Below are 24361 nucleotides of genomic sequence, written 5' to 3'. Positions count from 1 at the left end.
TGCCCTATGTGCCCCCAAGGCAGGGCCCAGCCTAGGCGGAGATACCGTGGACGGGCAGTACAGCCGAAGGAGCCACGTCATGGAGCATCACCCCGCAGCCGCCTGGCTGACCGAGGCCGCGAGCGCCGCCCAGCAGCACGGGGCGGGCAATCTGCTCCGGATCGTCCTGATCGTGATGTTCTTCGGTTGTGCACTGACCGGCTGGTTCCTGCTGCGCGGGTACAAACATAAGGACGACTGAGCCGCGGGGAACGTTCCCCGCTCGTCCCCAACGGCGGAGTCGGCGCGAGGCGCGCAGGGCCGCCCGCTTACGATGAGCCGACATCTTTATCCCGCCCACACCGGATAGGTCCTGCCGAAGATGAGCTTCCACAGCACCGCTGCCCAGTTGGTCACCCTCGCCGCCGAGGGCGAGGAGGGCGGCAACCACAACAGCCTCAACCCCCTCGTCACCGGCGGAGGCGCCTTCCTCCTCCTCCTGCTCCTGCTGTGGATCACCACCCGCTTCAACCGCGACCGCTGAGCCCGGGCGCCCGTCACCGGGCCGCCCCCTGGGGTCTGACGGACGAGGCCCGTAGGCCGGGCCGGTAGGGTCTGCACGCATGGGAGAGCAGGACATGCCTACCGGTCCGGCGAATGACATGGCGAACGACATGGTGAACGGCCCCGAGCACAGGCCCGGCAACGGCCCCGTGAACACGGGCAAGCGCCGTCTGGGCGTCATGGGCGGTACGTTCGACCCCATCCACCACGGGCACCTCGTGGCGGCCAGCGAGGTCGCCGCGCAGTTCCACCTGGACGAGGTCGTGTTCGTCCCCACGGGCCAGCCCTGGCAGAAGACCCACCGCAAGGTCTCCCCGGCCGAGGACCGCTACCTGATGACGGTGATCGCGACCGCCGAGAACCCGCAGTTCTCGGTGAGCCGCATCGACATCGACCGGGGCGGCCCCACGTACACCGTGGACACCCTGCGCGACCTGCGCGCGCTCAACCCCGACACCGACCTCTTCTTCATCACCGGCGCGGACGCCCTCGCCCAGCTCCTGACCTGGCGCGACACCGAGGAGCTGTTTTCCCTGGCGCACTTCATCGGGGTCACTCGTCCGGGGCATCACCTCAGCGACGCCGGACTCCCGGAGGGCGGTGTCTCGCTCGTGGAGGTTCCCGCGCTGGCCATCTCTTCCACAGACTGCCGTGCGAGAGTCGCCAAGAGCGACCCCATCTGGTACATGGTGCCGGACGGAGTCGTGCGCTACATCGACAAGCGCGAGCTGTACCGCGGCGAGTGAACCGAGAGGGGCACCGGTGAACGACCGATACGACGCGGGCTACGGCGGCGATCAGTACGAACTCGTCGGCTACGACGAGTACGGGCAGCCGGTCTACCGCCAGATCCCGGCGCAGCAGGCTCCGCGGCAGACGTACGACGCGTACGCGCAACAGGGCTACGGGTACGACCCCTACGCCACCGGGCAGCAGCAGCCCGTGCCGCCGTACGACGCCTACGACACCGGACAGCGGCCGACGGTGTCCTACGACCCGTACGGCACCGGCGCCCCCGGCGGCGGCCAGGCACCCCCGTACGACCCCTACGGGCAGAGCGCGGCGAGCGGCCGGCAGCCCCGGGTCGCCGAGCAGACCGCCCACATCCCGCAGCAGCCCGGACCCGCCGAGGAGCTGGAACCGGAAGCCCCGGGCGCCCGCGAACGCGATTACCGCACCGAGCAGTTCGCGTTCGTCGAGGAGCCGGACGGCAACTCCGAGGACGTCATCGACTGGCTGAAGTTCACGGAGAACCGCACCGAGCGCCGCGAGGAGGCCCGTCGCCGCGCGCGCAGCCGGGGCATTGCCCTGGTCGTCGTCCTCGCGCTGGTCGCCGTCGGCGGCGCCGGCTACCTCTGGTACGCCGGGAAGCTGCCAGGTCTGTCCTCTTCCGGCTCCAAGACCGGCACAGCGGTCCCCGCGGCCGCCCAGAACCGCGACGTGATCGTCGTCCATCTGCACAACACCGGCAAGGGCGGCACCTCCACCGCCCTGCTGGTCGACAACACCACCACCAAGCAGGCCACGACCGTCCTGCTGCCCAACTCCCTCGCCCTGACCGACGACGCCGGCGGCACGACCACCCTCGCCAAGTCGGTCGACGACGACGGCTCCTCCGGGACCCGGGACCAGCTCGACACCGTACTCGGCACCAACATCGAGGGCACCTGGCGCCTGGACACCCCCTATCTGCAGAACCTCGTCGAGCTGGTCGGCAACATCGACATCGACACCAACGCCGATGTGCCCGACCCGGCCGCGAAGAAGAAGGGCAGTGGGCCCCTCGTCCACAAGGGCAAGGACCAGACCCTCAGCGGCAAGATGGCCGTCGCCTACGCCACCTACCGCGTCTCCGGCGAGTCCCAGAACGCCCAGCTGGAGCGGTTCGGCCAGGTCATGCAGGGTGTGCTGCGCAAGATGTCCTCGGACGCCACGGCCGCCACGACCACCGTGCAGACCCTGGCGCAGATCCTCGACCCCTCTCTGACCGACAAGGACCTGGGCACCTTCCTCGCCAAGCTCGCCGACCTCGCCAAGGGCGGCGACTACAAGACGGCCCTGCTGCCCGTCCAGACCGACGGCACGCTGAGCGCCCAGACCAGCGCCAGCGTGGTCAAGGACATCCTCGGCGGCACCGCCAAGAGCCCCGACGCGGGCTCCGCGGTCCGGGTCTCCGTGCAGAACGCCACCGGAGTCAAGGACAACACCGAGAAGGCCCGTGTGGTCCTCCTCAACGGCGGCTTCACCTTCCTGGAGGCCGGTACGACGTCCACCACCCGGGCGACCTCGAAGGTGATCTACTCCTCCGCCGCCGACAAGCAGAACGCCATCGAGGTCGCCAAGACCCTGGGGCTGCCGACCAGCTCCGTGACGAAGGGCACGGTCAGCTCCAATGCCGGCGTCTCGGTGGTCCTCGGCCAGGACTACACGCCGTCCTCCTCCTGAGGACGGCCCCGGGGCACCCTCGTGATCCGATAATCACGTGGGGTGCCCTCGGCGGTCCGTGAGACCCTTGATGTCTAGTGACCGCCGACGGAAAGCCACGCAGTGACCGCCACCGACCGTTCCATCGAGCTCATCAACACCGCCGCCCAGGCGGCCGCCGACAAGCTCGCCCACGACGTCATCGCCTACGACGTCAGCGATGTGCTCTCGATCACGGATGCCTTCCTGCTGGCGTCCGCCCCCAACGACCGCCAGGTCAAGTCGATCGTCGACGAGATCGAGGAGCGGCTCCTGAAGGAGCTCGGCGCGAAGCCGGTGCGCCGCGAGGGCGACCGCGAGGCCCGTTGGGTCCTGCTCGACTACGTCGACATCGTCGTCCACGTGCAGCACAGCGAGGAGCGCGTCTTCTACGCCCTGGAGCGGCTGTGGAAGGACTGCCCCGAGCTCGAGCTGCCCGCCGACGCCAAGGCCACCCGCGGCAAGGCCGAGGAGCACGCCAAGCTGCAGGCCGCCGAGGACGCGGCCGAACTGGACGGGGAGTGGTGATGAGCCCTACGGGCGAGGTGACCGACAGGAAGGACCGGGGCCGCCGGATCATCCTGTGGCGGCACGGGCAGACCGCCTGGAACGTGGAGCGCCGCTTCCAGGGCTCCACGGACGTCGAGCTCACCGAGACGGGCGTCGGACAGGCCCGGCGCGCGGCGCGGCTGCTCGCCTCGCTCAAGCCCGACGTGATCGTCTCCTCGGACCTCCAGCGCGCCGTGAACACGGCCGCCGAGCTCGCCGAGCTCACCGGTCTCGAGGTCGCCCGCGACGAGGCCCTGCGCGAGACCTACGCGGGCGTCTGGCAGGGCCTGACGCACGAGGAGATCATCACCCGGTACGGCAAGGAGTACGCCGCGTGGAAGCGCGGCGAGCCCGTCCGGCGCGGTGGCGGCGAACTGGAGAGCGAGGTCGCCGACCGCGCGGCCCCCGTCGTGCTGCGGCACGCCGAGAAGCTGCCCGAGGACGGCACCCTCGTGGTGGTCAGCCACGGCGGCACCATCCGCACGACCATCGGACGTCTGCTCGGCCTCGAGGCCAACCACTGGGAGAGTCTCGGCGGCCTCTCCAACTGCTGCTGGTCCGTCCTCGGCGAGGGCGTGCGCGGCTGGCGCCTCCTTGAGCACAACGCGGGCACCCTCCCGGAGCCCGTCCTCGGCGACGACGACTGAGCGTCCTCAGCGCCCCGGACCCCGGATTTCACTTTCCGGCAGGTCACAGGCTAAAGTTCTTCTTGTTCGCCCCGCCGAGTGGGGGCGAAACACCATGCGGCTCCGCCGCGTGGCGTGAGGGGCTATAGCTCAGTTGGTAGAGCGCCTGCATGGCATGCAGGAGGTCAGGAGTTCAATTCTCCTTAGCTCCACGGATCGACACTCTTTTGAGTTGTCAAAGATCGGTGATGAGGATCCCGTCCCCTCAGGGGGCGGGATCTTCTGCGTTCCACCTACGGATGATCGCCGCCGCCTCGCCGTCCACCGGCGGCCACAGCCGCTGTCTGTGTTCCCGGAGCAACACGAGCTTCTCGCGGGCCTCTTCGCCCTCCGGTGTGTAGACCACGATCCGGCACTCCGGCATTCCGTCCACCGACAGCGACTGCGAGGTCATCCGCAGTTCTCCCACCGCCTCGTGACGGAACGTCTTCACCCGCGGCCCCGGTTGCGTCACCGCACCGCTCGCCCACAACTCGGCGAAGTACGGGCTGGCCGCCGACAGTCCGCGTATGTAGTTCTCCCAGGCCGGCTCGCCGACATGTCTGCCGTACGAGGACCGCAGTGTGGCCACCATCACCGGCAGTTCGCGGTCGAGGTGCACCACCGGGCAGGCCTCTTCCGACACCGTGCACAGCGACCACAGCACGTTCGGCACACCGATCCTGAGGGTCGCCTGCACCGCGAACAGATCCCGGTAGGGCGGGTTGGCGGCGAGGATGTCGTACCGCGAGTTGTAGACCACCGCCAGGAGCGGGTCGAGGGCGTCGATGATGCCCTGCACCTCCGGTCCGACCGTCCGCGTCGGCATCTCCGGGGCCGCGTCGAAGGGCACCTCCGCCAAGCGGTACAGATGCTCCCGCTCCGGCGGATCCAGCCGCAGGGTGCGCGCGACGGCGTCCAGGACCTGCGCGGACGCGTTGATCGGGCGGCCCTGCTCCAGCCATGTGTACCAGGTCACACCCACGCCGGAGAGCTGGGCGACTTCCTCCCTGCGCAGTCCCGGTGTGCGCCTGCGCAGCCCCGGTGGCATACCGACGTCGGCCGGTGTCACCCGGGCGCGCCTGCTGCGCAGGAAGGTGGCCAGCTCCGGCCGGCGGCGCTGTGTCGTCCTCATCGTCACGTCCCCCGTCGTCACGTTTTCATCGTCGGCGCCCGGTCCGTCCCCTGCCAGGTGCTGTCAGTACCAGCATCGGTGGGCTCTCGGCACCCGTATCGGCGCGTCGCCAGGCTCGACGGCATGACGACCACATTCCGAACGGGACCGGGTCCCACGCCCGCTCCGGGCCCTGCGATCAGTGAAACACCCGGCACTGACAACCGGCCCCGGCTGCTGCTCGCGCTCGTGCTCACGGCACAGTTCATGGCGGTCCTCGACGTCTTCATCGTGAACGTCGCGGCCCCCACCATCGGTTCCGAACTCCACGCCCCCGGCAGCGACTTGCAGCTGGTGGTCGCCGTATACGCCATCACCTACTCGGTGCTGCTGATCACCGGCGCACGGCTCGGCGACCGGTTCGGCCACGGCCGCGTCCACCTCGTCGGCCTCGCCCTGTTCACCGCCGCCTCACTCGCCTGCGGCCTGGCCCAGGGCTCCACCGAGCTGATCGTGTTCCGGCTGGTGCAGGGCGCCGGGTCGGCGGTGATGATCCCGCAGGTGCTCAGCCTGATCCAGCGCACCTTCACCGGCGAGGCCCGGGTCCGGGCGCTCGGCGCGTACTCGGCCGTCCTCGCCGTGGGCGCCGCGGCCGGGCAGACGATCGGCGGGCTGCTGGTCAGCGCCGACCTCCTCGGCACCGGCTGGCGGCCGGTCTTCCTGGTGAACGTGCCGGTGGGCGCCGTACTGCTGCTGCTCGGCAGGCGTGTCCTGCCGTTGGGCGGAGTGTCCGGGCCCGGCGCGGCGCGGAGCCTGGACCTGCCGGGGCTGGTGCTGCTCGGTTCCTCCGTGTCGCTGCTGACGGTGCCGCTGGTGCTCGGGCAGGAGGAGGACTGGCCGCTGTGGACGTGGCTGTCGCTGGCGGCCGCCGTGGTCCTCTTCGCGCTGTTCTGCGGCTACGAGTCCCGGCTGGCCCGGCGCGGCGGCGCCCCGCTGATCGCGCCCCGGGTGCTGCGGCACCCCGGGATGGGCCTGGCGGTGTTCCGCATCCTGGCCGTCATGGCGGTCAACGCCGGATTCCTGTTCACGCTCACGCTGCACCTCCAGGGCGGCCTCGGGCACAGCGCGCTGCGCGCCGGTCTCGGCTTCGCGCCGACCGCGGTGGTCTTCGGCGTGGTCGGGCTGACCTGGCGGCGCTGGCCTGCTTCCTGGCAGCGGGCGCTTGCCCCGGCCGGCTTCGCGCTCACCGCCGGCTCGGTGGCCGGTGTCGGTCTCGCGATTCGGGGCGGCGGCGACGGCGGAGCCGGGCTGTACGTCGCGTTCGTCGGCCTGGGCGTCGGGCTCGCGCTCGCCTTCGGCCCGACCTTCACCGGGGCGCTGGCGGCGGTGCGGCCGCAGGACGCGGCGGACGCCAGCGGGCTGCTCGCGACGGTCACCCAGCTCGGTCAGCTGATCGGTGTGGCGGCGTTCGGCACACTGTTCTTGAACCGCCTTGAGTCACTTGGGGCCCCAGCGGCGTATACCTCTGCGGAGGCGCTTTCTGCGTGCATGTGGGCACTGGCCGGCACCGCCTCGGTGGGTGCCGTGTCCGGACTGGTACTGAGGCGTCGCTGACCGTATTGGTCCGGCCGTGGCAGAATCAAACGGCCGGAAGGGGGCGCGGCCCGACGGGAGGGAGTAGCGATGCCTGCGAGCATCCTCGAGGAGGTCGGCCACCTCCTCGCTGCGACGTTGACACGGGACACGGCCACTCGTCTCAGCTGCCCTTCCTGCGGTTCCGGTCACGTGGCCCAAGTGCTCGGCGACAACGGCGGGATCTCCTACGTGTGCACGGCCTGCGGCCACAGCTGGAGCTGATCGATGGGTGCACACAGGCGAAAGTGCGACTGGTGCGGGAGCGGAACGCCGATCGTCCGCGACATGGAGCCGATCAACCCCGACTACCAGTACTGGTGCGAGGAATGCGCACGGGCGCTGATCATAAAAGGCGACCCGATCGAGACGTACCGCGAGCTGGAGGGCGAGCCGATCTACGGCCGGCTCCTCGAGGAGCACTGCACGCTCAAGCGGTTCTACTCGTTCGTCACGGCCTGAGCCCGGCCGGGCGTCGGCAACGATGTCCGGCCAGCGCCAGGAAGACGAGTCCGGCCCCTGCATAGAGGCCGGACAGCGCCAACGCGATGCCCCCCTGGTGCAGTTCGGGCCGCGCGGGGCCGTGGGGCACCCACCACAGGGCGTACGAGCAGAAGACCAGCACAGTGCCCAGGGCGGCCGCCCGGTGCCCTCGCGTCCACAGCAGCAGTACCAGTGGCACACACCACACCCAGTGGTGCGACCACGACACCGGGCTGATCAACAGCGCCGTCACGGCGCAGGCGGCCACCGCCCACGCGCGTAGGCCCCGCAGCTCCGCCAGGACCGCCACCGACAGCCCTGTCACGGCCACCAGAGCCGCCAGGGTGGCCCAGAGGGCCCCCGGGGCCGGTGTGTGCAGCAGACGCGCCAGAACGCCGCGCAGGGCCTGATTGGCGGTCTCCTCGGCATGCCCCACCCGGCTCATGCGGAAGACCATGCGGGTCCAGAACCGCCACGAGTCGTACGGCAGGACGGCCGCCGCGAGCAGCGTCGCCCCCGCGAACGCGGCGGCCGCCCCGCGCGCGTGCCGCAGCCAGGGGCGTCCGTCGCCGCCCCTGAGGTGCGCCACGCAGCCGGTGGCGAGCAGGAACACCGCGAACAGCGCGGGCGTCAGCTTGACCGCCGCGGCCAGCCCCAAACCGGCCCCGGCCCAGCGGGCCGGGCCGTCGGCCGGACGGCGTGACAGATCCCACAGCACCAGGACGGCGAGCAGCAGATTGACCTGTCCGTAGCGCAGCGTCGTCCACACCGGCTCGCACCACACGGCCGCCGCCGCGACCCACCAGACGCTCTCCACGCGCGCGGCTCCCACGAGTTTCAGCGACAGCCACACGAACGCCACCACAAGGGCGAGGTTCGCGGCCGTCGCCGTCGCGCGCAGCTGCGGGACGTCCAGGAACGTCAGCGGAGTGAACAGCAGGGCCGCGAACGGCGGGTACGTCGTGGGCAGATGCTCGGGGGTCGCCCGCAGCGCGTACAGGTCGCCGCCCGCGCGGACGGTCGCCCCCTCGGCCCGGTACACCATCAGGTCGATCATCGACACGTGCGCGGCCCGCTGTGCGACCCAGAACGCGGTGAAGGAGAAGAGGCACGCCCCCAGGGCGACCGATGCGCTGCTGCGGGCTCCGGGGATCGCGATCACGGACACGAAGACCGACACTAGCGCCCGAATCCGTACAGAACGGAAACGATTTGGTGGTGCACCCCTTCGACCGTGTAATGTTGGCGTCGCCGCCGGGGAAGCCGGGCGACACGGTGAACATGCGGTTCGACCGCATGGCCGCACGGGGCTATAGCTCAGTTGGTAGAGCGCCTGCATGGCATGCAGGAGGTCAGGAGTTCAATTCTCCTTAGCTCCACAGAACTCGAAGGCGGGTCATCCGAACGGATGACCCGCCTTCGTCGTGTACGGAGGCGGCCGGGGCACGACGAATGCGGGCCACCCGAGCCGGGTGACCCGCCGTGAGTGTGCTCAGCGGCCGAGGGCGCGGCGACCGCGACCCTGGGAGAGGACCGGAAGGTTGCGGGACGGCGCCTGGGAGCGCGTGTCCTCCTCGATGCGCAGCGCCAGCGCCGGGCAGCGGCGCACAGCGCGCAGGGCCTTCGCCTCCGCGTACTGCGGCACCTTCGCCTGGGCGACGGTCGGGAAGCCGTCGGCGCCGAGCTGGAAGACCTCCGGGAGGATGTCCGCGCACAGGCCGTGACCCCGGCACAGCGTCCAGTCCACGTAGATCTTCTGGCGGCTGCCTCCGGCCTCCTCCGGCTCTCCGCCGCCCGGGATGCCCGCCGGGGCCTTGCCTCCCTCGAAGAGCGGCAGAACGCCCTCCACGGGCCTTCCGCAGCCGTTTCCGAGCACATGGGCGGCGAGGTCGTCGGTGAACGCCTTGATGGTCGACTCCAGGAACATCGCCGAGCCGTCCGGGTGCGAGCACGCGCCGCGCCGCTTCACGTTCTTGGCGACCTGCTTGAGAGCCTCCAGGGCGGCCGGTCCGCCGCCGTTGAGGATGTCCTCCATGCCGCGCGCGGCGGCGGGCAGCCCGAGGTAGCAGGGACCGCACTGTCCCGCGCTCTCGTCGGCCAGCCACTGGGCCACCCGCAGCGACTCGCCCAGCGGACACGTCTCCTGAGTGATCGGCAGAATGGCGCCGGCCCCGAGCGCGCCGCCCACCGCGTCCAGGGAGTTGCGGGAGACGATGGCCTCGTTGACCGTCGCCGCGTCGATCCACTTGCCGTGGTAGCCGCCGGTCAGCACGCCCTGCGGCACCGGCGGGGCCCCGGCCAGCTGGAGGACGTAGCGCAGCGGCACGCCGGTGGGGACCTCGATCACCATCGGGCGGGCGACCGCGCCGGAGACCGTCAGCATGACGGTGCCCGGCTCGTCGTACAGGCCGGTGTTGCCGTAGCGCTCCGGGCCGATGCGGGCGGCGATCGCCAGCTGGGCGAACGTCTCGGCGTTCGACAGCAGCGTGGGCGCGCCGCCGACGCCGTTCTGCGAGGCGCTGGTCTTGCGGCCGGGCGGGATCGCCGGGCCGCCGTCGATCGAGCGGATCAGCGACGCGGCGGCGCCGGTGACCATGCGGACCGGGTTGCGCTGGACGAACGCCTTCAGTGCCGACCGGCGGCCGTTGGAGAGGCCGCGTTCGGCGAGCGCGGCCTCCATGGAGCGCTGGGTCGACTCACGGGTGACCCCCACCACGAGCGTGCGGGCACCCAGCGCCTCGGCGCACAGCAGCGCGCCGTCCAGGATCAGGTGCGGGGCACGGTTGATCAGCACCGTGTCCTTGCGGCAGGCCGGTTCGTCCTCGCTTCCGTTGACGACGACGACCGGCCGTACGCCGCGCTTGATCGCCGCTTCGGCGACCGAGCGCAGCTTCTTGTGGAAGGGGAAGCCCGCGCCGCCGCGGCCCTTCAGGTTGATCCGTTCGGCGAGCTGCGCGAGCTGCTCGCCGCCCAGGGGTTCAAGCGGCCCGTGCACCTTCAGGTGCATGGGCAGATCGAGCCTTTCGACAAGGTCGAAGCCCGACGTGAGCTGAGGAAGTCCGACCACACGGACTTCTGGTACGTCGGGCAGGGCCTCGTTCACCTATAGCCTCCGGAAGGCGTGTTCCAAGGTTCGCCCGAACCCGGCGTGTCGTACGACCTGCCGGGGGATGGTTCATTGGCGGGACCGCTGTTGTACGTGTCGTTCGAGTTGTACGTGCCGTAGAGGTTGTTCGTCTCACCGGTGTCGTACACGTCACTTCCGCCATACCCGGCGCCGCCCGAATTGCCATAGACCGGGATGTTGTATCCGGTGTCCTGGAGCGGGTCGTAGGCCGACGGCGGCGCCTCGCCCACCGGCGGCGGAGAGGGGATCGGCCAGCTGCCCGACGTGCTGGAGGGGCTGTCCATGCGTGGCATCGCCGCCGTGGCCTGCATGTCCAGCGGCAGATCCATGCGTGCGGTCTGGCCGGCGGCGAAGCCCTGTTCGGGGCGTGAGGAGGGTGTCTTCACGGCCCGGTAGGCGGCCGCGAAGCCGGACGCGGGCTCTGGGGCCGGCGCGGCGCCGTATCCGGCGGCCGCGGGAGATGCCGCCGTGTCCGAAAACGACGGCCTGGCCGGGCGCTCGTTCTCGTAGCCCGGCAGTCCGGACGAGGACTCCGCCATCCGGGCCCGGTTTGCGTCCAGCCCCTCGAGGCTGGAGCGCTCCTCGTTGCCGATGATCGCGACGATCCGGTCGGCGACCTTGCGCTTGAAGCTGCGCGGCGCGGCGCGCAGGGCGAGGGCCGCCATCACTCCGACCAGGCACAACTCGTACGACACCATGAAGAACGTCTTCGCCGGACGTCCGGCGAACAGGCCGTGGATCAGGGCCGCGCACAGGGCCGGGTAGGCCAGCATGTGCATTGCGCGCCAGCGCGCGGCCACCGGTGCGGGGGACGCGAACTGGTTGCGCAGCGCGCCGGTGACGCCCACGAAGATCATGAGCAGACCGGCCAGGGAGCCGAGGCCGATGAGCCCGCCGCTGCCCGAGACGCCGAGGCTGAAGGGGATCAGCGCGGCGATCAGGACGGTGTGCTCCAGTGCCAGCTTGATCGTGATGTGCACCAGGAGGAAGGCGATCGAGGCGACGGCGGTCACCCGGTGGATGCCTTGGGCAATGATCCGCTGGCGCGTGTCGAGGATGAGCCGGTCCTGGGCGACCAGGCCCCAGATCACCGAGCAGGTGAGGCTGACGAGCGACAGGACGCCCGCACCGAAGTTGAGGAAGTCCTGGAGCCAGCTGCCGCCGTTCAGTACCACCACGGGTATGAGCAGCAGGACGACAGCCGACGCCACCCCATAGGCCGACCGGCCGGGTTTGGGGAGCGAGCTGTTACTACGACGAGGGTTCATGGGGGCAACTCCGAGCAGTTCGGGAAAGCGGTCCCGCTGCCGAACTCTAAGCGGCGCCATACCGATCAGTACGAGGTTTGAGTTATTGCGTTGTTATCAAAGGACAATGCGTCTGTTGCGATGTCCCCTAGTGCGGTGTTACGCGAAGTAAGCTTTGACCTTGGTTCAGACCTTGCCTCCGTGCTTGCTGTGCTCAGTCAGGCATACGGAAGAGCGTCGCGACTTGCTCAACGCCTGCGGTACCCTGACGCCATGCGTGCCGTACGCCTTCTGCTTAGCGGGCCGCGCTGATCAGTCCCGACCGCCGGGTGAACCGGGCGGTCGGCATCGGCGCGGCATCCCCTCCTGCGTGAGGGGATTTTTCGTTTCTAGAACGACACGCCGCAGGCAGAGACGACCGATGGAGCTTTGAGGATCATGAGCGAGACGAACCCCGCTGCCGCTGCTACGTCAGCGGAGGCCGCGCCGCACCGCTACACGGCTGCCATGGCGGCCGAGATCGAAGCACGCTGGCAGGACTTCTGGGACGCCGACGGCACCTACGCCGCTCCGAACCCGAAGGGCGACCTGGCCGGCGCCCCCGGGCTGGTCGCCAAGCCCAAGAAGTTCATCATGGACATGTTCCCGTACCCCTCGGGTGCGGGCCTGCACGTCGGTCACCCCCTGGGCTACATCGCCACCGATGTCTACGCCCGGTTCCAGCGCATGACCGGCCACAACGTCCTGCACACCCTGGGCTTCGACGCCTTCGGCCTGCCGGCCGAGCAGTACGCCGTGCAGACCGGCACGCACCCGCGCGTGTCCACCGAGGCCAACATCGAGAACATGAAGGCCCAGCTGCGCCGGCTGGGTCTGGGCCACGACAAGCGGCGGTCGTTCGCGACGATCGACCCGGACTACTACAAGTGGACCCAGTGGATCTTCCTGCAGATCTTCAACTCCTGGTACGACGACGAGGCGAACAAGGCCCGCCCGATCTCCGAGCTGATCGCCCAGTTCGAGAGCGGCGAGCGCGCCGTACCCGGTGACCACGGGCGCGCGTGGAACCAGCTGACCGCCGCCGAGCGCGCCGACGTCCTGGGCGAGTACCGGCTGGCCTACGCCTCCGACGCCCCGGTCAACTGGTGCCCCGGCCTGGGCACCGTGCTGGCCAACGAGGAGGTCACCGCCGACGGCCGCTCCGAGCGCGGCAACTTCCCGGTCTTCAAGGCCAAGCTGCGCCAGTGGAACATGCGCATCACCGCCTACGCCGACCGGCTGCTGGAGGACCTGGAGGAGCTGGACTGGCCCGAGGCCATCAAGCTGCAGCAGCGCAACTGGATCGGCCGCTCCGAGGGCGCCCGCGTCGACTTCCCGATCGACGGCGAGCACATCACGGTCTTCACCACGCGTCCCGACACCCTGTTCGGCGCGACCTACATGGTGCTGGCCCCCGAGCACCCGCTGGTCGAGAAGTTCACCCCTCAGGCCTGGCCCGAGGGCACCCACACGGTGTGGACCGGCGGCCACGCGACCCCGGCCGAGGCGGTCGCCGCATACCGCGCGCAGGCCGGTGCCAAGTCCGACGTGGAGCGGCAGGCCGAGGCCAAGGACAAGACCGGCGTCTTCACCGGCGCGCACGCCACCAACCCGGTCAACGGCGAGCGGATCCCCGTCTTCATCGCCGACTACGTGCTGATGGGCTACGGCACCGGCGCGATCATGGCCGTCCCGGCGGGCGACCAGCGCGACTTCGAGTTCGCGCGCGCCTTCGAGCTGCCGATCCGCTGCATCGTCGAGCCGACCGACGGCCGCGGCACCGACACCTCGACGTGGGAGGACGCCTTCTCGTCGTACGACGCGAAGATCATCAACTCCTCCAACGACGACATCAAGCTGGACGGCCTGGGTGTCGCCGACGCCAAGGCGCGCATCACGGAGTGGCTGGAGCGCAAGGGCATCGGCCAGGGCACCGTCAACTTCCGCCTGCGCGACTGGCTGTTCAGCCGCCAGCGCTACTGGGGCGAGCCCTTCCCGATCGTCTACGACGAGGACGGCATCGCCCGCTCGCTGCCCGAGTCGATGCTGCCCCTGGAGCTGCCCGAGGTCGAGGACTACTCGCCGCGCACCTTCGACCCGGACGACGCCGACACCCAGCCCGAGACCCCGCTGTCCCGCAACGAGGACTGGGTCAACGTCACCCTGGACCTGGGCGACGGGCCGAAGAAGTACCGCCGCGAGACCAACACCATGCCCAACTGGGCCGGTTCCTGCTGGTACGAGCTGCGCTACCTGGACCCGCACAACAGCGAGAAGCTGGTCGACCCGGAGATCGAGCAGTACTGGATGGGCCCGCGCGAGGGCCGGCCGCACGGCGGTGTCGACCTGTACGTCGGCGGTGCCGAGCACGCCGTGCTGCACCTGCTGTACGCCCGCTTCTGGTCCAAGGTCCTGTACGACCTGGGGTACGTCTCCTCCGCGGAGCCGTTCCACAAGCTGTTCAACCAGGGCATGATCCAGGCCTACGTCTACCGCGACAGCCGCGGTATCGCGGTGCCGGCCGCCGAGGTGGAGGAGCGCGACGGCGCCTACTACTACGAGGGCGAGAAGGTCTCCCGTCTGCTGGGCAAGATGGGCAAGTCCCTGAAGAACGCGGTGACTCCGGACGAGATCGCCGCCGAGTACGGCGCCGACACGCTGCGCCTGTACGAGATGGCGATGGGCCCGCTGGACGTCTCCCGCCCCTGGGACACCCGCGCGGTGGTCGGCCAGTTCCGGCTGCTGCAGCGGCTGTGGCGCAACATCGTCGACGAGGCGACCGGCGAGGTCACCGTCTCCGACGCCGAGCCCGACGAGGACGCGCTGCGCGCCCTGCACAAGGCGATCGACGGCGTGCGCCAGGACCTGGAGGGCCTGCGCTTCAACACCGCCATCGCCAAGGTCACCGAGCTGAACAACCACCTGACCAAGGCGGGCGGCGTCCTGCCGCGCTCGGTCGCCGAGCCGCTGGTGCTGATGGCCGCGCCGCTGGCCCCGCACATCGCCGAGGAGCTGTGGCGCCGGCTGGGCCACACCGACTCGGTCGTCCACCAGGACTTCCCGGTCGCCGACCCGCAGTACGTCGTGGACGAGACCGTGACCTGCGTCGTGCAGATCAAGGGCAAGGTCAAGGCCCGCCTGGAGGTCCCGCCGGCCATCTCCGACGAGGAGCTGGAGAAGGTGGCGCTGGCCGACGAGAACGTCGTACGGGCGCTGGACGGCGCGGGAATCCGCAAGGTGATCGTCCGGGCACCGAAGCTGGTGAACATCGTCCCGGCCTGAGCGGCCGGCGCCTCGGGGTGGTCCCCTACGGGCAGGTTCGGGGTTCTTCCGGAACTCCGGACCTGCCTGCTGCGTTTACCGTGGAGAAGCACGAAGAGCGGCGCGGCGCGTGCCGCGAGGGGCTTGAGGAGGAGCGCCGTGGAAGCATTCTTGACCGTCTTCGCCCTGCTCTTCCTGCTCTTCGTGGTCCTGGGCACCTACGCGATGATCAAGGCGATCGGCGCCGCCAAGCGAGGCGTCGACCGCACGATCACGCAGGCGCGCCGCACGGTCGAGGACCACACCCTGCGCGCCAAATCCTTCACCCAGACCGGCCCCGCCGGCGAGATCGCCCAGCTCCGGCTCACCCTGCGCACCTCGATGCGCGCCACCCAGGACGCGCTGCACTCGGGCGTGGCCGAGGACGAGTCGCTCAGAGAGTCCCTCGGCCTCTTCCAGCGGCTGAGCGTGCACGGTCACGAACTGGACGAAGAGCTCAAGCGCATGGAGTCCGAGCCGGACCGTGCCACGCTCGCGGGCCGGCTGCCCGAGCTGCGCCGGCGCACCGAGCGCATCACCCAGTCTGCCGACGCCCTGCGCTGGGCGGTCCGCGACCGGGCCCAGCGCTTCGCCGACGACGACCTGGACGCACTCAGCGCCCAGATCGACGTCGAGACCGGCGCACTGCGGCACTGGACCCGCTCGGACACCGAGCACACGCCCCCTCCCTGGCCCGAGGCTCCGGCCGACGCCGACGCCGACGCCCGTACCGCTCAGCAGACCTGGCCCGAGGCCCCTGGGTCCGGCACGGCCGACGAGCCGACCCGGACCGCCATCACCCCGCCCGGCGTACGCCCTTCCTACCCGTGGCAGAAGAAGCCCCGCCCGGAGAGCACCACTTGATCCGGCCGGTCCCGGCCCAGGTGAGTGGGGCCGGGCTGCCGTTCGGCCACTACGCCAGGTAACCTCCAGCTCATGTCCCGCCATGTCGCGATCGTCACCGATTCAACGGCCTACCTGCCGCCGCGGACGATGGAGCGCCACGGCATCACCGCGGTGCCCCTGACCGTGGTCCTCGGCGACCAGGCGCTCGAAGAGGGCACCGAGATCTCGACCCGCTCCCTCGCCCAGGCACTGCAGAAGCGGCGGCCGGTCACCACTTCCCGCCCCGGCCCGCAGGTATTCGCTGAGACCTACCGCAGGGTCGCCGAGTCCGGGGCCGCCGGCATCGTCTCGCTGCACCTCTCCGCCGAGTTGTCGGGCACCTACGACGCGGCGGTCGTCGCCGCGCGCGAGGCGCCGGTGCCGGTGCGGGTGGTGGACACCGGGATGGTCGCGATGGCGCTCGGCTTCTGCGCGCTCGCCGCTGCCGAGGCGGCCGAGGCGGGCGGCACCGTGGACGAGGCCGTCACGGCCGCGGAGAAGCGGGCCGCGGGCACCTCCGCGTACTTCTACGTCGACACGCTCGACTATCTGCGCCGCGGCGGCCGCATCGGCGCCGCCCAGGCCCTGCTGGGCTCCGCGCTCGCCGTGAAACCGCTGCTGCAGCTGGACGGCGGCCGCATCGAACTCCTCGAAAAGGTGCGTACGGCGTCGAAGGCGATCGCCCGGCTGGAGGAGATCGTGGCCGACCGGGCCGGCACCGCCGAGGTCGACATCGCCGTCCACCATCTCGCCGCCCCGGACCGGGCGTCGGCCCTCGCCGACCGGCTGCGGACCCGGGTGCCCGGACTGGCCGACCTGCATGTGAGCGAGGTCGGGGCGGTGATCGGGGCACACACGGGACCCGGGCTGCTGGGCGCCGTCGTCTCTCCGCGATGACAGCTGCTTCACCCGTATGAGTGCCGGAGTTTTCCACAACTGGGCGCTGCTCCCCGGATATTGAGCAAGATCATCGCGAATCGACGGGATGTCCGATCCTCGTCGCATGGCACTTCGATCACGCTCCCGCATCTCGTCCGCGACCAGCGGCCCGGGCCGCGCTCCCGCCTCCGACGGCCGCACCCGCCACCGTCGTTCACCGGCCCGCCACGACACCCGCCCCCGAGCCCGGCACCGCTCCGCACCGGCGGAGGAACTGCGCCGCCGAGCGGAACTGCTCTTCGGCGAACGCGCCGTGCAGTGGCGGGAGTCGGGAAAGGCGCCGCCGGGGAGGGAGGTGTGCGCGGACACGGTGCCGGGTGCGGACACGGCGACGGTGACGGGTACGGCGCCCGGGCTGAGCCCGGCGCAAAAGGTGGGCCCGGTGCGCAGGGTGAGCCCGGACGAAGACGACACCGTCCTGTCCGACGCCGGCGACGAACGCGTGGTGCCGGCCTGGAGGGAGCGTGCCGGGCTCGCCCTGCGTGAGCGGATGTCGATGTGGCTGCAGGTCAGGTGCGGCCTGGAACGGCGGGGCGTGGCCGCGCTCGCGGTGCTCCTCGGCATCGCCGCGGTGCTCGCCGTGCAGCACTTCTGGGCCGGCCGCACACAGCCCGTCAGTGCGCCCCAGGTGGTACGGGCGGAGGCTCCGTACCGGAAGGAGGACAAGAGCGAGGGGGCCGGGCAGGCCCGGCAGGCCGGGCGGTCCGGGTCCGGCGGCACCGGCGGGGGCGTTCCGGGGGCCGCCGGGACGGACATCGTGGTGGACGTCAGCGGCAAGGTCCGTGACCCGGGGATCCAGCGCCTGCCCGCCGGTTCACGGGTGGCCGACGCGCTGCGGGCAGCGGGCGGAGTGCGTCCCGGCACCAGCACCGAGGGCCTCAACCGCGCACGTTTCCTCGTGGACGGCGAACAGGTCGTCGTCGGCGGCCCCGCACCGGCCGCGGGGCCCGGCACCGGCGGTGTCAGCGGCTCCGGACCGGCCGGCTCCACGGCGGGTGCGCAAGGACCCTCGGCCCCGATCTCCCTCAACACGGCCACCACGGAACAGCTCGACACCCTGCCCGGCGTCGGCCCCGTGCTCGCCCAGCACATCGTCGACTACCGCACCCAGCACGGCGGCTTCCGCTCGGTCGACGAACTGCGCCAGGTCAACGGCATCGGCGACCGCCGCTTCGCCGACCTGCGGAATCTGGTGCGGCCATGAGCCAGGTGTCCGGCGACCGCATCATCACCGGCCGGGCGGACGTGCACGCCGCCTCCGGAAAACGGCTGGGCGCCGCCCACCCGAGGCAGGAAGGACCGACGGACCTGCGCCTGGTACCGCCCGCGCTCGCGGCCTGGGCGACGGCGGCGCTGACGCTCGACACACCGCCCGCCCGGACCGCAGCCATTGCGGCCGCATGCCTGATCGCAGCGTGCCTCCTCCTGGCGTCGGGAAGACGTGGACGACCAGGTGGACGACGCCACATGGACGACGGGGCGACAGCCCTGTCCGCACCGACGAGGGCATGGTCCGCCCGGGCGGGGCCCCTGCCGCGTGCCGCGTCGGCAGCGGTGTTGCTCTGTGTCGCAGCGGCCGCCGTCTCCGCCGGGCTGCACGGAGCGGATCTGCGTCGCGAGCCCGTGCCCGGGCTGGCCCGGCAGTACGCCACCGTGACCGCCGAGGTCGAACTCGTCTCCGATCCCTGGCTGAGCAGGCCCCGGATCAGAGGAGATCACGCGGCCCCGGTCGCCGTCCTGATCCACGCGGAGGTGCGGCGCATCGAGGAGGCCGACGGGACGGCCGTGACGACGCGGACACCGGTGCTGGTGATCGTCGACGGCGATGTCCCGGCACCGGAGCCGGCGGCCCTGGGCGCCTCGGCCCGGCCCCCGGGGCGTTCGGCCTGGCTCGGGCTGCTGCCGACGACCCGGCTGCGGGTGAGCGCGCGACTGGCGCCCGTGATGGCGGGCGGGGACCGGACAGCTGCCGTGCTGCGGGTCACGGCGCGGCAGGTGCCGGAGATCATGGCGGGGCCGAGCGGGCCGCAGCGGCTGGCGGGACGGCTGCGGGCGGGGCTGCGCGAGGCCACCGACGGGCTGCCGGCGGATGCCCGTGCGCTGCTTCCGGGGCTGGTCGTCGGGGACACCTCACGGATCACGCCCGAGCTGGACGAGGCGTTCAAGGAGACGGACCTGGCGCACACGCTCGCCGTCTCCGGCAGCAACCTCACGATCCTGCTCGCCCTGCTCCTCGGACCGCCCGGTCTGGCCCAGCGCGTGGAGCGCCGCGGTCTTGCCCCGCGCCTCGGCGTCTCGCTGCGGGCCACCGCGCTCCTCGCGGCCGTGCTCACCACTGGGTTCGTCCTCGTGTGCCGACCGGACCCGAGCGTGCTGCGGGCCGCGGCCTGCGGATCGGTGGCGCTGCTCGCCCTGGCGACGGGACGCCGCAGATCGCTGGTCCCGGCGCTGGCGACGGCCGTCCTGCTGCTGGTGCTGTACGACCCGTGGCTGGCCCGAAGTTATGGGTTCCTGCTCTCGGTGCTGGCCACCGGCGCGCTGCTCGTGCTCGCGCCGGGCTGGAGTGCGGCGCTGCGGCGGCGCCGGGTGCCCGAGCGGTTGGCCGAGGCGCTGGCGGCGGCCGGTGCGGCGCAGGCCGTGTGCGCGCCGGTTGTCGCCGTGCTGTCGGCGCGGGTGAGCCTGGTGGCGGTGCCCTGCAATCTGCTCGCCGAGGCGGCGGTCGCGCCGGCCACGGTGCTCGGGTTCGCGGCGCTCGGTTCGGCACCGGTGGCGATGCCGGTGGCCAAGGCACTGGCCTGGTGCGCGAGTTGGCCTGCCGGATGGATCGCGGGGGTGGCCCGGGCCGGGTCCGCGCTGCCGGGCGCGGGGGTGGACTGGCCGGCCAGCTGGACGGGAGCGCTGTTGCTCGCCGTGGTCACCGTGGCCCTGGTGTGCGTCGGCCGGCGGTTGCTGCGGCACCCCTGGTGGTGCGCTGCGTGCGGGGCGCTGCTCTTGCTCGTGGTGGTGCGGCCGGCGCCGCTGACCCGGGTGATCACGGGCTGGCCGCCACCGGACTGGCGGTTCGCGATGTGCGACGTGGGGCAGGGGGACGCGACAGTGCTGGCGGCGGGAGAGGGCAGCGGGGTGGTCGTGGACGCCGGACCCGATCCGGCGCTGGTCGACCACTGCCTGCGGGAGCTCGGCATCACCCGGATCCCGCTGGTCGTGCTGACCCACTTCCACGCGGATCACGTCACGGGACTGCCCGGAGTGCTGCGGGGGCGCTCGGTGGGCGCGATCGAGACGACGGGCTTCGAGGAGCCCGCGGACCAGGCCGAGTTCGTACGGAAGGAGGCGGCGCGGCGGCACATCCGGCTCACCCACGCGGTCGCCGGAGAGGAGGGGCGCACCGGCGCGCTGTCCTGGCGGGTGCTGTGGCCGCCGCCGAGCCCGGCGGCCCCGGCTCCGGACGGCCCCAACGACGCGAGCGTGGCAATGCTCGTGCGCTCGGCCGGGCTGCGGCTGCTGCTCCTCGGGGACCTCGAACCCGCCTCCCAGCAGGCGCTGTTGAGGTCGCCGACGGCAGCCGAGCTGGGCGAGGTGGACGTGCTGAAGGTCGCCCACCACGGCTCGGCCTATCAGGACCCGGACCTGATACGTCTGGCGGCCCCTCGGGTGGCGCTCATCTCGTGCGGTGCGGACAACCCGTACAGCCACCCCGCGCCCGGCACCGTGGCGGCGCTGCGTGCCGGAGGGGCGGTGGTGCTGCGTACGGACCGGGACGGGGCGCTCGCGGTCGTCGGGGCGGGCGGGACGGACGGAGAGCTGCGGGTGGCGCGAGACTGAGTGCATGAATACAGCACAGGTCGATGCCTATCTCCGCCGGCTGGGTGCAGAGCGCCCGGAGCGGCCCACCGTCGAGGTTCTGCGGGACCTGCATGTGCGTCATCTGCGGGCCGTGCCCTTCGAGAACCTGTCGATCCACCTCGGCGAGGAGATCGTGCTGGAGGAGAAGCGGCTGCTGGACAAGCTGGTGGGGGCGCGAAGGGGTGGTTTCTGCTACGAACTGAACGGCTCCTTCGGGGCGTTGCTCGCCGCGCTGGGCTTCGAGGTCGTGCTGCTCGCGGGACGGGTGTACGGGGACGAGGGGCGGCTCGGGATTCCGTACGACCATCTCGCGCTGCGGGTGCGGGCGGTCGACGGGAGCGAGTGGCTCGCCGATGTGGGGTTCGGGGCGCACAGCCACGGTCCGCTGGCCTTCGCGGAGCGCGGGGAGCAGATGGATCCCGGCGGGACGTTTCGGATCGCCGAGGCCGGGCCGGACGCCGCGGGGGCGGACGGCGCGGCCCAGGTGGCCGGTGCCGGGGACCTGGACGTGATGCGGGACGGGAAGCCCCAGTACCGCCTGGAGACCAGGCCCCGGGTGCTCGGCGACTTCACGGCCGGGGCGTGGTGGCACAGCACCTCGCCGGCGTCGCACTTCACGCAGTCGCTGGTCTGTTCGCGGGTGACGGAGGACGGAGGGAGGATCACGATCAGCGGGCGCGCGCTGACGGTGACGGGGGCCGACGGGACGAAGGAGGTGCGGGAACTGGGCACGGACGAGGAGGTACTTGGGGTGTACCGGGATCGGTTCGGGATCGAACTCGACGGTGTGCCGACGGTGCGAAAGCGTAATCGGGACGACTGATTCAGGCATACGTCGGATGCCGGAGAATGACCACGTGAGCGATGTGAGACACGTGCTGGTGCTGCCCGACCGCGACGCGGCCGAGGAAGCGGTGGAGGCGCTCGCGGAGCGCTTCGGAGTCGATGAGGAACCGCGCCTCGTCCGCGATGCGCTGGCCGGCGAGGACGACGCCGAGGACGCGCAGTGGCTCGTGGTCCTGCGGGACGAGGGCAAGCGGCTGGACCCCGCGGAGCTGGACGCGTTTGCGGGGGAGTGGGACGGCTGGCGCGAGGAGCCGTAGGCCTGGGAGGCGCCCGCGCGTCGGCGGCGGGGTCCGTTGTCAGTGGTGCGTGGGATGCTTGTCCCGATGGCCAGGAAGACTGCAAATGACGACCCTCTCGCCCCGGTGACGCTCGCCGTGGGCCAGGAGGACCTCCTGCTCGACCGTGCCGTACAGGGGGTGGTGGCCGCTGCCAGGGCCGCCGACGCCGACACGGATGTACGTGACCTGACTCCGGACCAGCTGCAGCCCGGCACGCTCGCCGAGCTGACCAGCCCGTCGCTCTTCGCGGAGCGCAAGGTCGTGGTCGTACGCAATGCGCAGGACCTGTCGGCCGACACGATCAAGGACGTGAAGGCGTATCTCGGGGCGCCCGCGGAGGAGATCACCCTCGTGCTGCTGCACGCGGGCGGGGCCAAGGGCAAGGGGCTGCTCGACGCGGCGCGCAAGGCGGGCGCGCGGGAGGTGGCCTGCCCGAAGATGACCAAGCCGGCGGACCGCCTCGCGTTCGTGCGCGGCGAGTTCCGTGGGCTCGGCCGGTCGGCCACGCCCGAGGCGTGCCAGGCGCTGGTCGACGCGATCGGGAGCGATCTGCGGGAGCTGGCGTCCGCGGTGACTCAGCTCGTCGCCGACGTCGAGGGGACGATCGACGAGGCCGTCGTAGGGCGGTACTACACCGGGCGAGCCGAGGCGTCCAGCTTCACGGTCGCCGACCGGGCGGTCGAGGGGCGTACGGCGGAGGCGCTGGAGGCGCTGCGGTGGTCGCTGGCCACCGGGGTCGCGCCGGTGCTGATCACGAGCGCGCTGGCCCAGGGGGTACGGGCGATTGGGAAGCTGTCGTCCGCGCGTGGCGGCCGGCCCGCCGATCTCGCACGGGAGCTGGGCATGCCGCCGTGGAAGATCGACCGGGTGCGGCAGCAGATGCGGGGGTGGACACCGGACGGTGTCGCGCTCGCACTGCGGGCGGTGGCCGAGGCCGACGCGGGCGTGAAGGGCGGCGGGGACGACCCCGAGTACGCACTGGAGAAGGCGGTCGTGACGATCGCGAGGGCAGCCCGCTCCAGGGGACGCTGACGGCGGGACCACGCGCTGCCTCGGCACGCGGTGCTTCTCGGCTCCACTCGCCGCGACCCGCTCCCGGGGACGCCGAAGGCGAGGACACCCCGCCCCCGTTGTCCGCTCGGCACCCCCGCGCGAGCGATCCCGTCCCGCGCCGCGCACGCCGAAGGCCCGGCCGCGCCGGCGAATGCGGTCGTGCCGGTCACGAGGGCAGCCCGCTCCAGGGGACGCTGACGGCGGGACCAGGCGCTGCCTCGGCACGCGGTGCCTCATCGGTCCACTCGCCGTGCGCACGCCCGGAGACGCCCCGGACGCGGCCCCGGCGGGGGCATTCCGCCCGTCTGACCCACTCCCGGGGCACTCCTCGACGCCGCGCGAGCGATCCCGTCCCGCGCCGCGCACGCCGAAGGTCCGGCCGCGCCGGCGAAGGCGGTCGTGACGATCGCGAGGGCAGCCCGCTCCAGGGGACGCTGACGGCGGGACCACGCGCTGCCTCGGCACGCGGTGCTTCTCGGCTCCACTCGCCGCGACCCGCTCCCGGGGACGCCGAAGGCGAGGACACCCCGCCCCCGTTGTCCGCTCGGCACCCCCGCGCGAGCGATCCCGTCCCGCGCCGCGCACGCCGAAGGTCCGGCCGCGCCGGCGAATGCGGTCGTGCCGGTCGCGACGGCAGCCCGCTCCAGGGGACGCCGACCCGCTCCCGGGGACGCCGAAGGCGAGGACGCCCCGCCCCCGTTGTCCGCTCGCGGCCGCCCGCTCGCGGGGGCGCTGACAGCGCGGGCACGCCGCTTTCCTCGCCCACTCGCCGTGCCCCGCTCCCGGAGAGGCTCCGGGGACGCCCCCGGCGGGGGCGCACCGCCCCCGCTCACCCGCCCCTGTGCCACTCGTCAACGCCGCGCGAGCGACCCGCGCATGACGAAGGCCCCGCCGCCCGCCCCGGGGAAGGGCGAGGTGGCGGGGCCTTCGGATCAAGCTGGTGAGCTCATACCCGCGTGGCGAACGCAGGCCGCGTATGAGCTCGGGCTGCCGGACGGGAGCGGATGAGAGAGGGCCCGCTCTGGGTCCTTCCGGCGGTCAAGTCGGAGTTTGACTCAGCCCTTGAGGGAAGCGACCTTGGAAGCCAGCGCCGACTTCTTGTTGGCGGCCTGGTTCTTGTGGATGACGCCCTTCGAGACGGCCTTGTCGAGCTGACGCGCGGCAGCGCGCTGGTACTCGGTGGCCTTCTCGACGTCACCCGCGGCAGCGGCCTCGCGGGCCTTTCGGATCGCGGTCTTCAGGGAGGACTTGACGGCCTTGTTGCGCAGCCGAGCCTTCTCGTTGGTCTTGATCCGCTTGATCTGGGACTTGATGTTCGCCACGAATGAGCCTTTTCAGGTTCTGGTACGGGG

The 24361-nt window shown here is 71.6% G+C and carries 22 protein-coding genes and 2 tRNA genes; 19 read left to right on the top strand and 5 right to left on the bottom strand.

Annotation, left to right across the window (positions count from 1 at the left end):
* The first annotated feature begins 79 nt into the window (after window positions 1-79).
* From Q8A52_RS31640 to Q8A52_RS31610, 7 genes are all read left to right on the top strand, one after another.
* Window positions 80-241 (top strand): hypothetical protein, encoded by a 162-nt coding sequence (locus Q8A52_RS31640; RefSeq protein ID WP_316757650.1) that lies wholly within the window; start codon window positions 80-82, stop codon window positions 239-241.
* 120 nt (window positions 242-361) lie between these two features.
* Window positions 362-523, top strand: coding sequence for a hypothetical protein (locus tag Q8A52_RS31635; RefSeq protein WP_316757649.1), 162 nt, complete (start codon window positions 362-364; stop codon window positions 521-523).
* 79 nt (window positions 524-602) lie between these two features.
* The gene (nadD, locus tag Q8A52_RS31630) at window positions 603-1289 is read left to right on the top strand and encodes a nicotinate-nucleotide adenylyltransferase (protein WP_316757647.1); all 687 of its coding nucleotides are present in this window, start codon (window positions 603-605) and stop codon (window positions 1287-1289) included.
* Between the two features lie 16 nt (window positions 1290-1305).
* Window positions 1306-2988 carry an LCP family protein gene (locus Q8A52_RS31625; protein WP_316757645.1) on the top strand — a complete coding sequence of 561 codons (1683 nt, stop codon included), beginning with the start codon at window positions 1306-1308 and terminating at the stop codon, window positions 2986-2988.
* Window positions 2989-3090: 102 nt separating this feature from the next.
* Window positions 3091-3534 (top strand): ribosome silencing factor, encoded by a 444-nt coding sequence (gene rsfS, locus Q8A52_RS31620; RefSeq protein ID WP_316757643.1) that lies wholly within the window; start codon window positions 3091-3093, stop codon window positions 3532-3534.
* A complete protein-coding gene (locus tag Q8A52_RS31615) occupies window positions 3534-4202 on the top strand; it encodes a histidine phosphatase family protein (RefSeq protein WP_316757641.1) in 669 nt (222 codons plus the stop codon). Before rsfS ends, Q8A52_RS31615 begins: the two co-directional genes overlap by 1 nt.
* A 118-nt stretch (window positions 4203-4320) precedes the next feature.
* Window positions 4321-4393: transfer RNA gene (locus tag Q8A52_RS31610), tRNA-Ala, on the top strand.
* Between the two features lie 53 nt (window positions 4394-4446).
* Here the strand turns inward: Q8A52_RS31610 and Q8A52_RS31605 are convergent.
* Complete coding sequence (locus tag Q8A52_RS31605; RefSeq protein ID WP_316757639.1) at window positions 4447-5355, bottom strand: helix-turn-helix transcriptional regulator; 909 nt, start codon at window positions 5353-5355, stop codon at window positions 4447-4449.
* A gap of 123 nt (window positions 5356-5478) precedes the next feature.
* Here Q8A52_RS31605 and Q8A52_RS31600 point away from each other — a divergent pair, with 123 nt between their 5' ends.
* The 3 genes from Q8A52_RS31600 (at window position 5479) to Q8A52_RS31590 (ending at window position 7428) form a co-directional block, all read left to right on the top strand.
* On the top strand, window positions 5479-6948 hold the full coding sequence (locus Q8A52_RS31600) for an MFS transporter (RefSeq protein WP_316757637.1): 1470 nt from the start codon (window positions 5479-5481) through the stop codon (window positions 6946-6948).
* Window positions 6949-7017: 69 nt separating this feature from the next.
* Window positions 7018-7191, top strand: coding sequence for a hypothetical protein (locus tag Q8A52_RS31595; protein ID WP_316757635.1), 174 nt, complete (start codon window positions 7018-7020; stop codon window positions 7189-7191).
* A 3-nt stretch (window positions 7192-7194) separates the two neighbouring features.
* Window positions 7195-7428 (top strand): hypothetical protein, encoded by a 234-nt coding sequence (locus tag Q8A52_RS31590; protein ID WP_006136074.1) that lies wholly within the window; start codon window positions 7195-7197, stop codon window positions 7426-7428.
* Here the strand turns inward: Q8A52_RS31590 and Q8A52_RS31585 are convergent.
* A complete protein-coding gene (locus tag Q8A52_RS31585; RefSeq protein WP_316757633.1) occupies window positions 7418-8617 on the bottom strand; it encodes a glycosyltransferase 87 family protein in 1200 nt (399 codons plus the stop codon). The two genes, Q8A52_RS31590 and Q8A52_RS31585, sit on opposite strands and share 11 nt — an antisense overlap.
* 138 nt (window positions 8618-8755) lie before the next feature.
* Between Q8A52_RS31585 and Q8A52_RS31580 the strand changes: the two genes are divergently transcribed.
* Window positions 8756-8828 (top strand) — tRNA-Ala (locus tag Q8A52_RS31580).
* A gap of 113 nt (window positions 8829-8941) precedes the next feature.
* Here Q8A52_RS31580 and Q8A52_RS31575 read toward each other — a convergent pair.
* Window positions 8942-10552, bottom strand: coding sequence for an NADH-ubiquinone oxidoreductase-F iron-sulfur binding region domain-containing protein (locus Q8A52_RS31575; RefSeq protein ID WP_316757631.1), 1611 nt, complete (start codon window positions 10550-10552; stop codon window positions 8942-8944).
* Window positions 10549-11844: a cytochrome b/b6 domain-containing protein gene (locus tag Q8A52_RS31570; RefSeq protein WP_316757629.1), complete on the bottom strand. Its 1296-nt coding sequence runs from the start codon at window positions 11842-11844 to the stop codon at window positions 10549-10551. The genes Q8A52_RS31575 and Q8A52_RS31570 overlap by 4 nt, the downstream gene beginning before the upstream one ends.
* 417 nt (window positions 11845-12261) lie before the next feature.
* On the opposite strand from Q8A52_RS31570, the gene leuS reads away from it, so the two are divergent.
* From leuS to holA, 8 genes are all read left to right on the top strand, one after another.
* Window positions 12262-15144 carry a leucine--tRNA ligase gene (gene leuS, locus Q8A52_RS31565; RefSeq protein WP_316757627.1) on the top strand — a complete coding sequence of 961 codons (2883 nt, stop codon included), beginning with the start codon at window positions 12262-12264 and terminating at the stop codon, window positions 15142-15144.
* Between the two features lie 138 nt (window positions 15145-15282).
* Entirely contained in the window at window positions 15283-16026 is a 744-nt protein-coding gene (locus Q8A52_RS31560; RefSeq protein ID WP_316757625.1) for a hypothetical protein, read from the top strand.
* A 72-nt stretch (window positions 16027-16098) separates the two neighbouring features.
* Complete coding sequence (locus Q8A52_RS31555) at window positions 16099-16944, top strand: DegV family protein (RefSeq protein ID WP_316757623.1); 846 nt, start codon at window positions 16099-16101, stop codon at window positions 16942-16944.
* A 106-nt stretch (window positions 16945-17050) separates the two neighbouring features.
* Entirely contained in the window at window positions 17051-18190 is a 1140-nt protein-coding gene (locus Q8A52_RS31550; protein ID WP_316757622.1) for a ComEA family DNA-binding protein, read from the top strand.
* The gene (locus tag Q8A52_RS31545) at window positions 18187-20811 is read left to right on the top strand and encodes a ComEC/Rec2 family competence protein (protein ID WP_316757620.1); all 2625 of its coding nucleotides are present in this window, start codon (window positions 18187-18189) and stop codon (window positions 20809-20811) included. Before Q8A52_RS31550 ends, Q8A52_RS31545 begins: the two co-directional genes overlap by 4 nt.
* A gap of 4 nt (window positions 20812-20815) precedes the next feature.
* A complete protein-coding gene (locus Q8A52_RS31540) occupies window positions 20816-21655 on the top strand; it encodes an arylamine N-acetyltransferase family protein (RefSeq protein ID WP_316757618.1) in 840 nt (279 codons plus the stop codon).
* A 34-nt stretch (window positions 21656-21689) separates the two neighbouring features.
* Complete coding sequence (locus Q8A52_RS31535; RefSeq protein WP_316757617.1) at window positions 21690-21935, top strand: hypothetical protein; 246 nt, start codon at window positions 21690-21692, stop codon at window positions 21933-21935.
* A gap of 66 nt (window positions 21936-22001) precedes the next feature.
* Window positions 22002-22988, top strand: coding sequence for a DNA polymerase III subunit delta (holA, locus tag Q8A52_RS31530; protein WP_316757615.1), 987 nt, complete (start codon window positions 22002-22004; stop codon window positions 22986-22988).
* A 1076-nt stretch (window positions 22989-24064) separates the two neighbouring features.
* On the opposite strand, the gene rpsT is transcribed toward holA, so the two are convergent.
* Window positions 24065-24331, bottom strand: coding sequence for a 30S ribosomal protein S20 (rpsT, locus tag Q8A52_RS31525; protein ID WP_015660447.1), 267 nt, complete (start codon window positions 24329-24331; stop codon window positions 24065-24067).
* Window positions 24332-24361: the final 30 nt, after the last annotated feature.

The organism is Streptomyces herbicida, assembly GCF_032656585.1.
In the GTDB taxonomy this organism is placed as follows: domain Bacteria; phylum Actinomycetota; class Actinomycetes; order Streptomycetales; family Streptomycetaceae; genus Streptomyces; species Streptomyces herbicida.
The sequence above is the reverse complement of the archived record's forward strand: the minus strand, read 5'-3'. Positions and strand labels throughout refer to the sequence as shown.

Excerpts from the sequence above, each read along its gene's own strand:
- Q8A52_RS31640 (WP_316757650.1), top strand. The coding sequence starts at position 80 with ATGGAGCATCACCCCGCAGCCGCCTGGCTGACCGAGGCCGCGAGCGCC.
- Q8A52_RS31635 (WP_316757649.1), top strand. The coding sequence starts at position 362 with ATGAGCTTCCACAGCACCGCTGCCCAGTTGGTCACCCTCGCCGCCGAG.
- nadD (WP_316757647.1), top strand. The coding sequence starts at position 603 with ATGGGAGAGCAGGACATGCCTACCGGTCCGGCGAATGACATGGCGAAC.
- Q8A52_RS31615 (WP_316757641.1), top strand. The coding sequence starts at position 3,534 with ATGAGCCCTACGGGCGAGGTGACCGACAGGAAGGACCGGGGCCGCCGG.
- Q8A52_RS31605 (WP_316757639.1), bottom strand. The coding sequence starts at position 5,355 with ATGAGGACGACACAGCGCCGCCGGCCGGAGCTGGCCACCTTCCTGCGC.
- Q8A52_RS31600 (WP_316757637.1), top strand. The coding sequence starts at position 5,479 with ATGACGACCACATTCCGAACGGGACCGGGTCCCACGCCCGCTCCGGGC.
- Q8A52_RS31595 (WP_316757635.1), top strand. The coding sequence starts at position 7,018 with ATGCCTGCGAGCATCCTCGAGGAGGTCGGCCACCTCCTCGCTGCGACG.
- Q8A52_RS31590 (WP_006136074.1), top strand. The coding sequence starts at position 7,195 with ATGGGTGCACACAGGCGAAAGTGCGACTGGTGCGGGAGCGGAACGCCG.
- Q8A52_RS31570 (WP_316757629.1), bottom strand. The coding sequence starts at position 11,844 with ATGAACCCTCGTCGTAGTAACAGCTCGCTCCCCAAACCCGGCCGGTCG.
- leuS (WP_316757627.1), top strand. The coding sequence starts at position 12,262 with ATGAGCGAGACGAACCCCGCTGCCGCTGCTACGTCAGCGGAGGCCGCG.
- Q8A52_RS31555 (WP_316757623.1), top strand. The coding sequence starts at position 16,099 with ATGTCCCGCCATGTCGCGATCGTCACCGATTCAACGGCCTACCTGCCG.
- Q8A52_RS31550 (WP_316757622.1), top strand. The coding sequence starts at position 17,051 with ATGGCACTTCGATCACGCTCCCGCATCTCGTCCGCGACCAGCGGCCCG.
- Q8A52_RS31545 (WP_316757620.1), top strand. The coding sequence starts at position 18,187 with ATGAGCCAGGTGTCCGGCGACCGCATCATCACCGGCCGGGCGGACGTG.
- Q8A52_RS31540 (WP_316757618.1), top strand. The coding sequence starts at position 20,816 with ATGAATACAGCACAGGTCGATGCCTATCTCCGCCGGCTGGGTGCAGAG.
- holA (WP_316757615.1), top strand. The coding sequence starts at position 22,002 with ATGGCCAGGAAGACTGCAAATGACGACCCTCTCGCCCCGGTGACGCTC.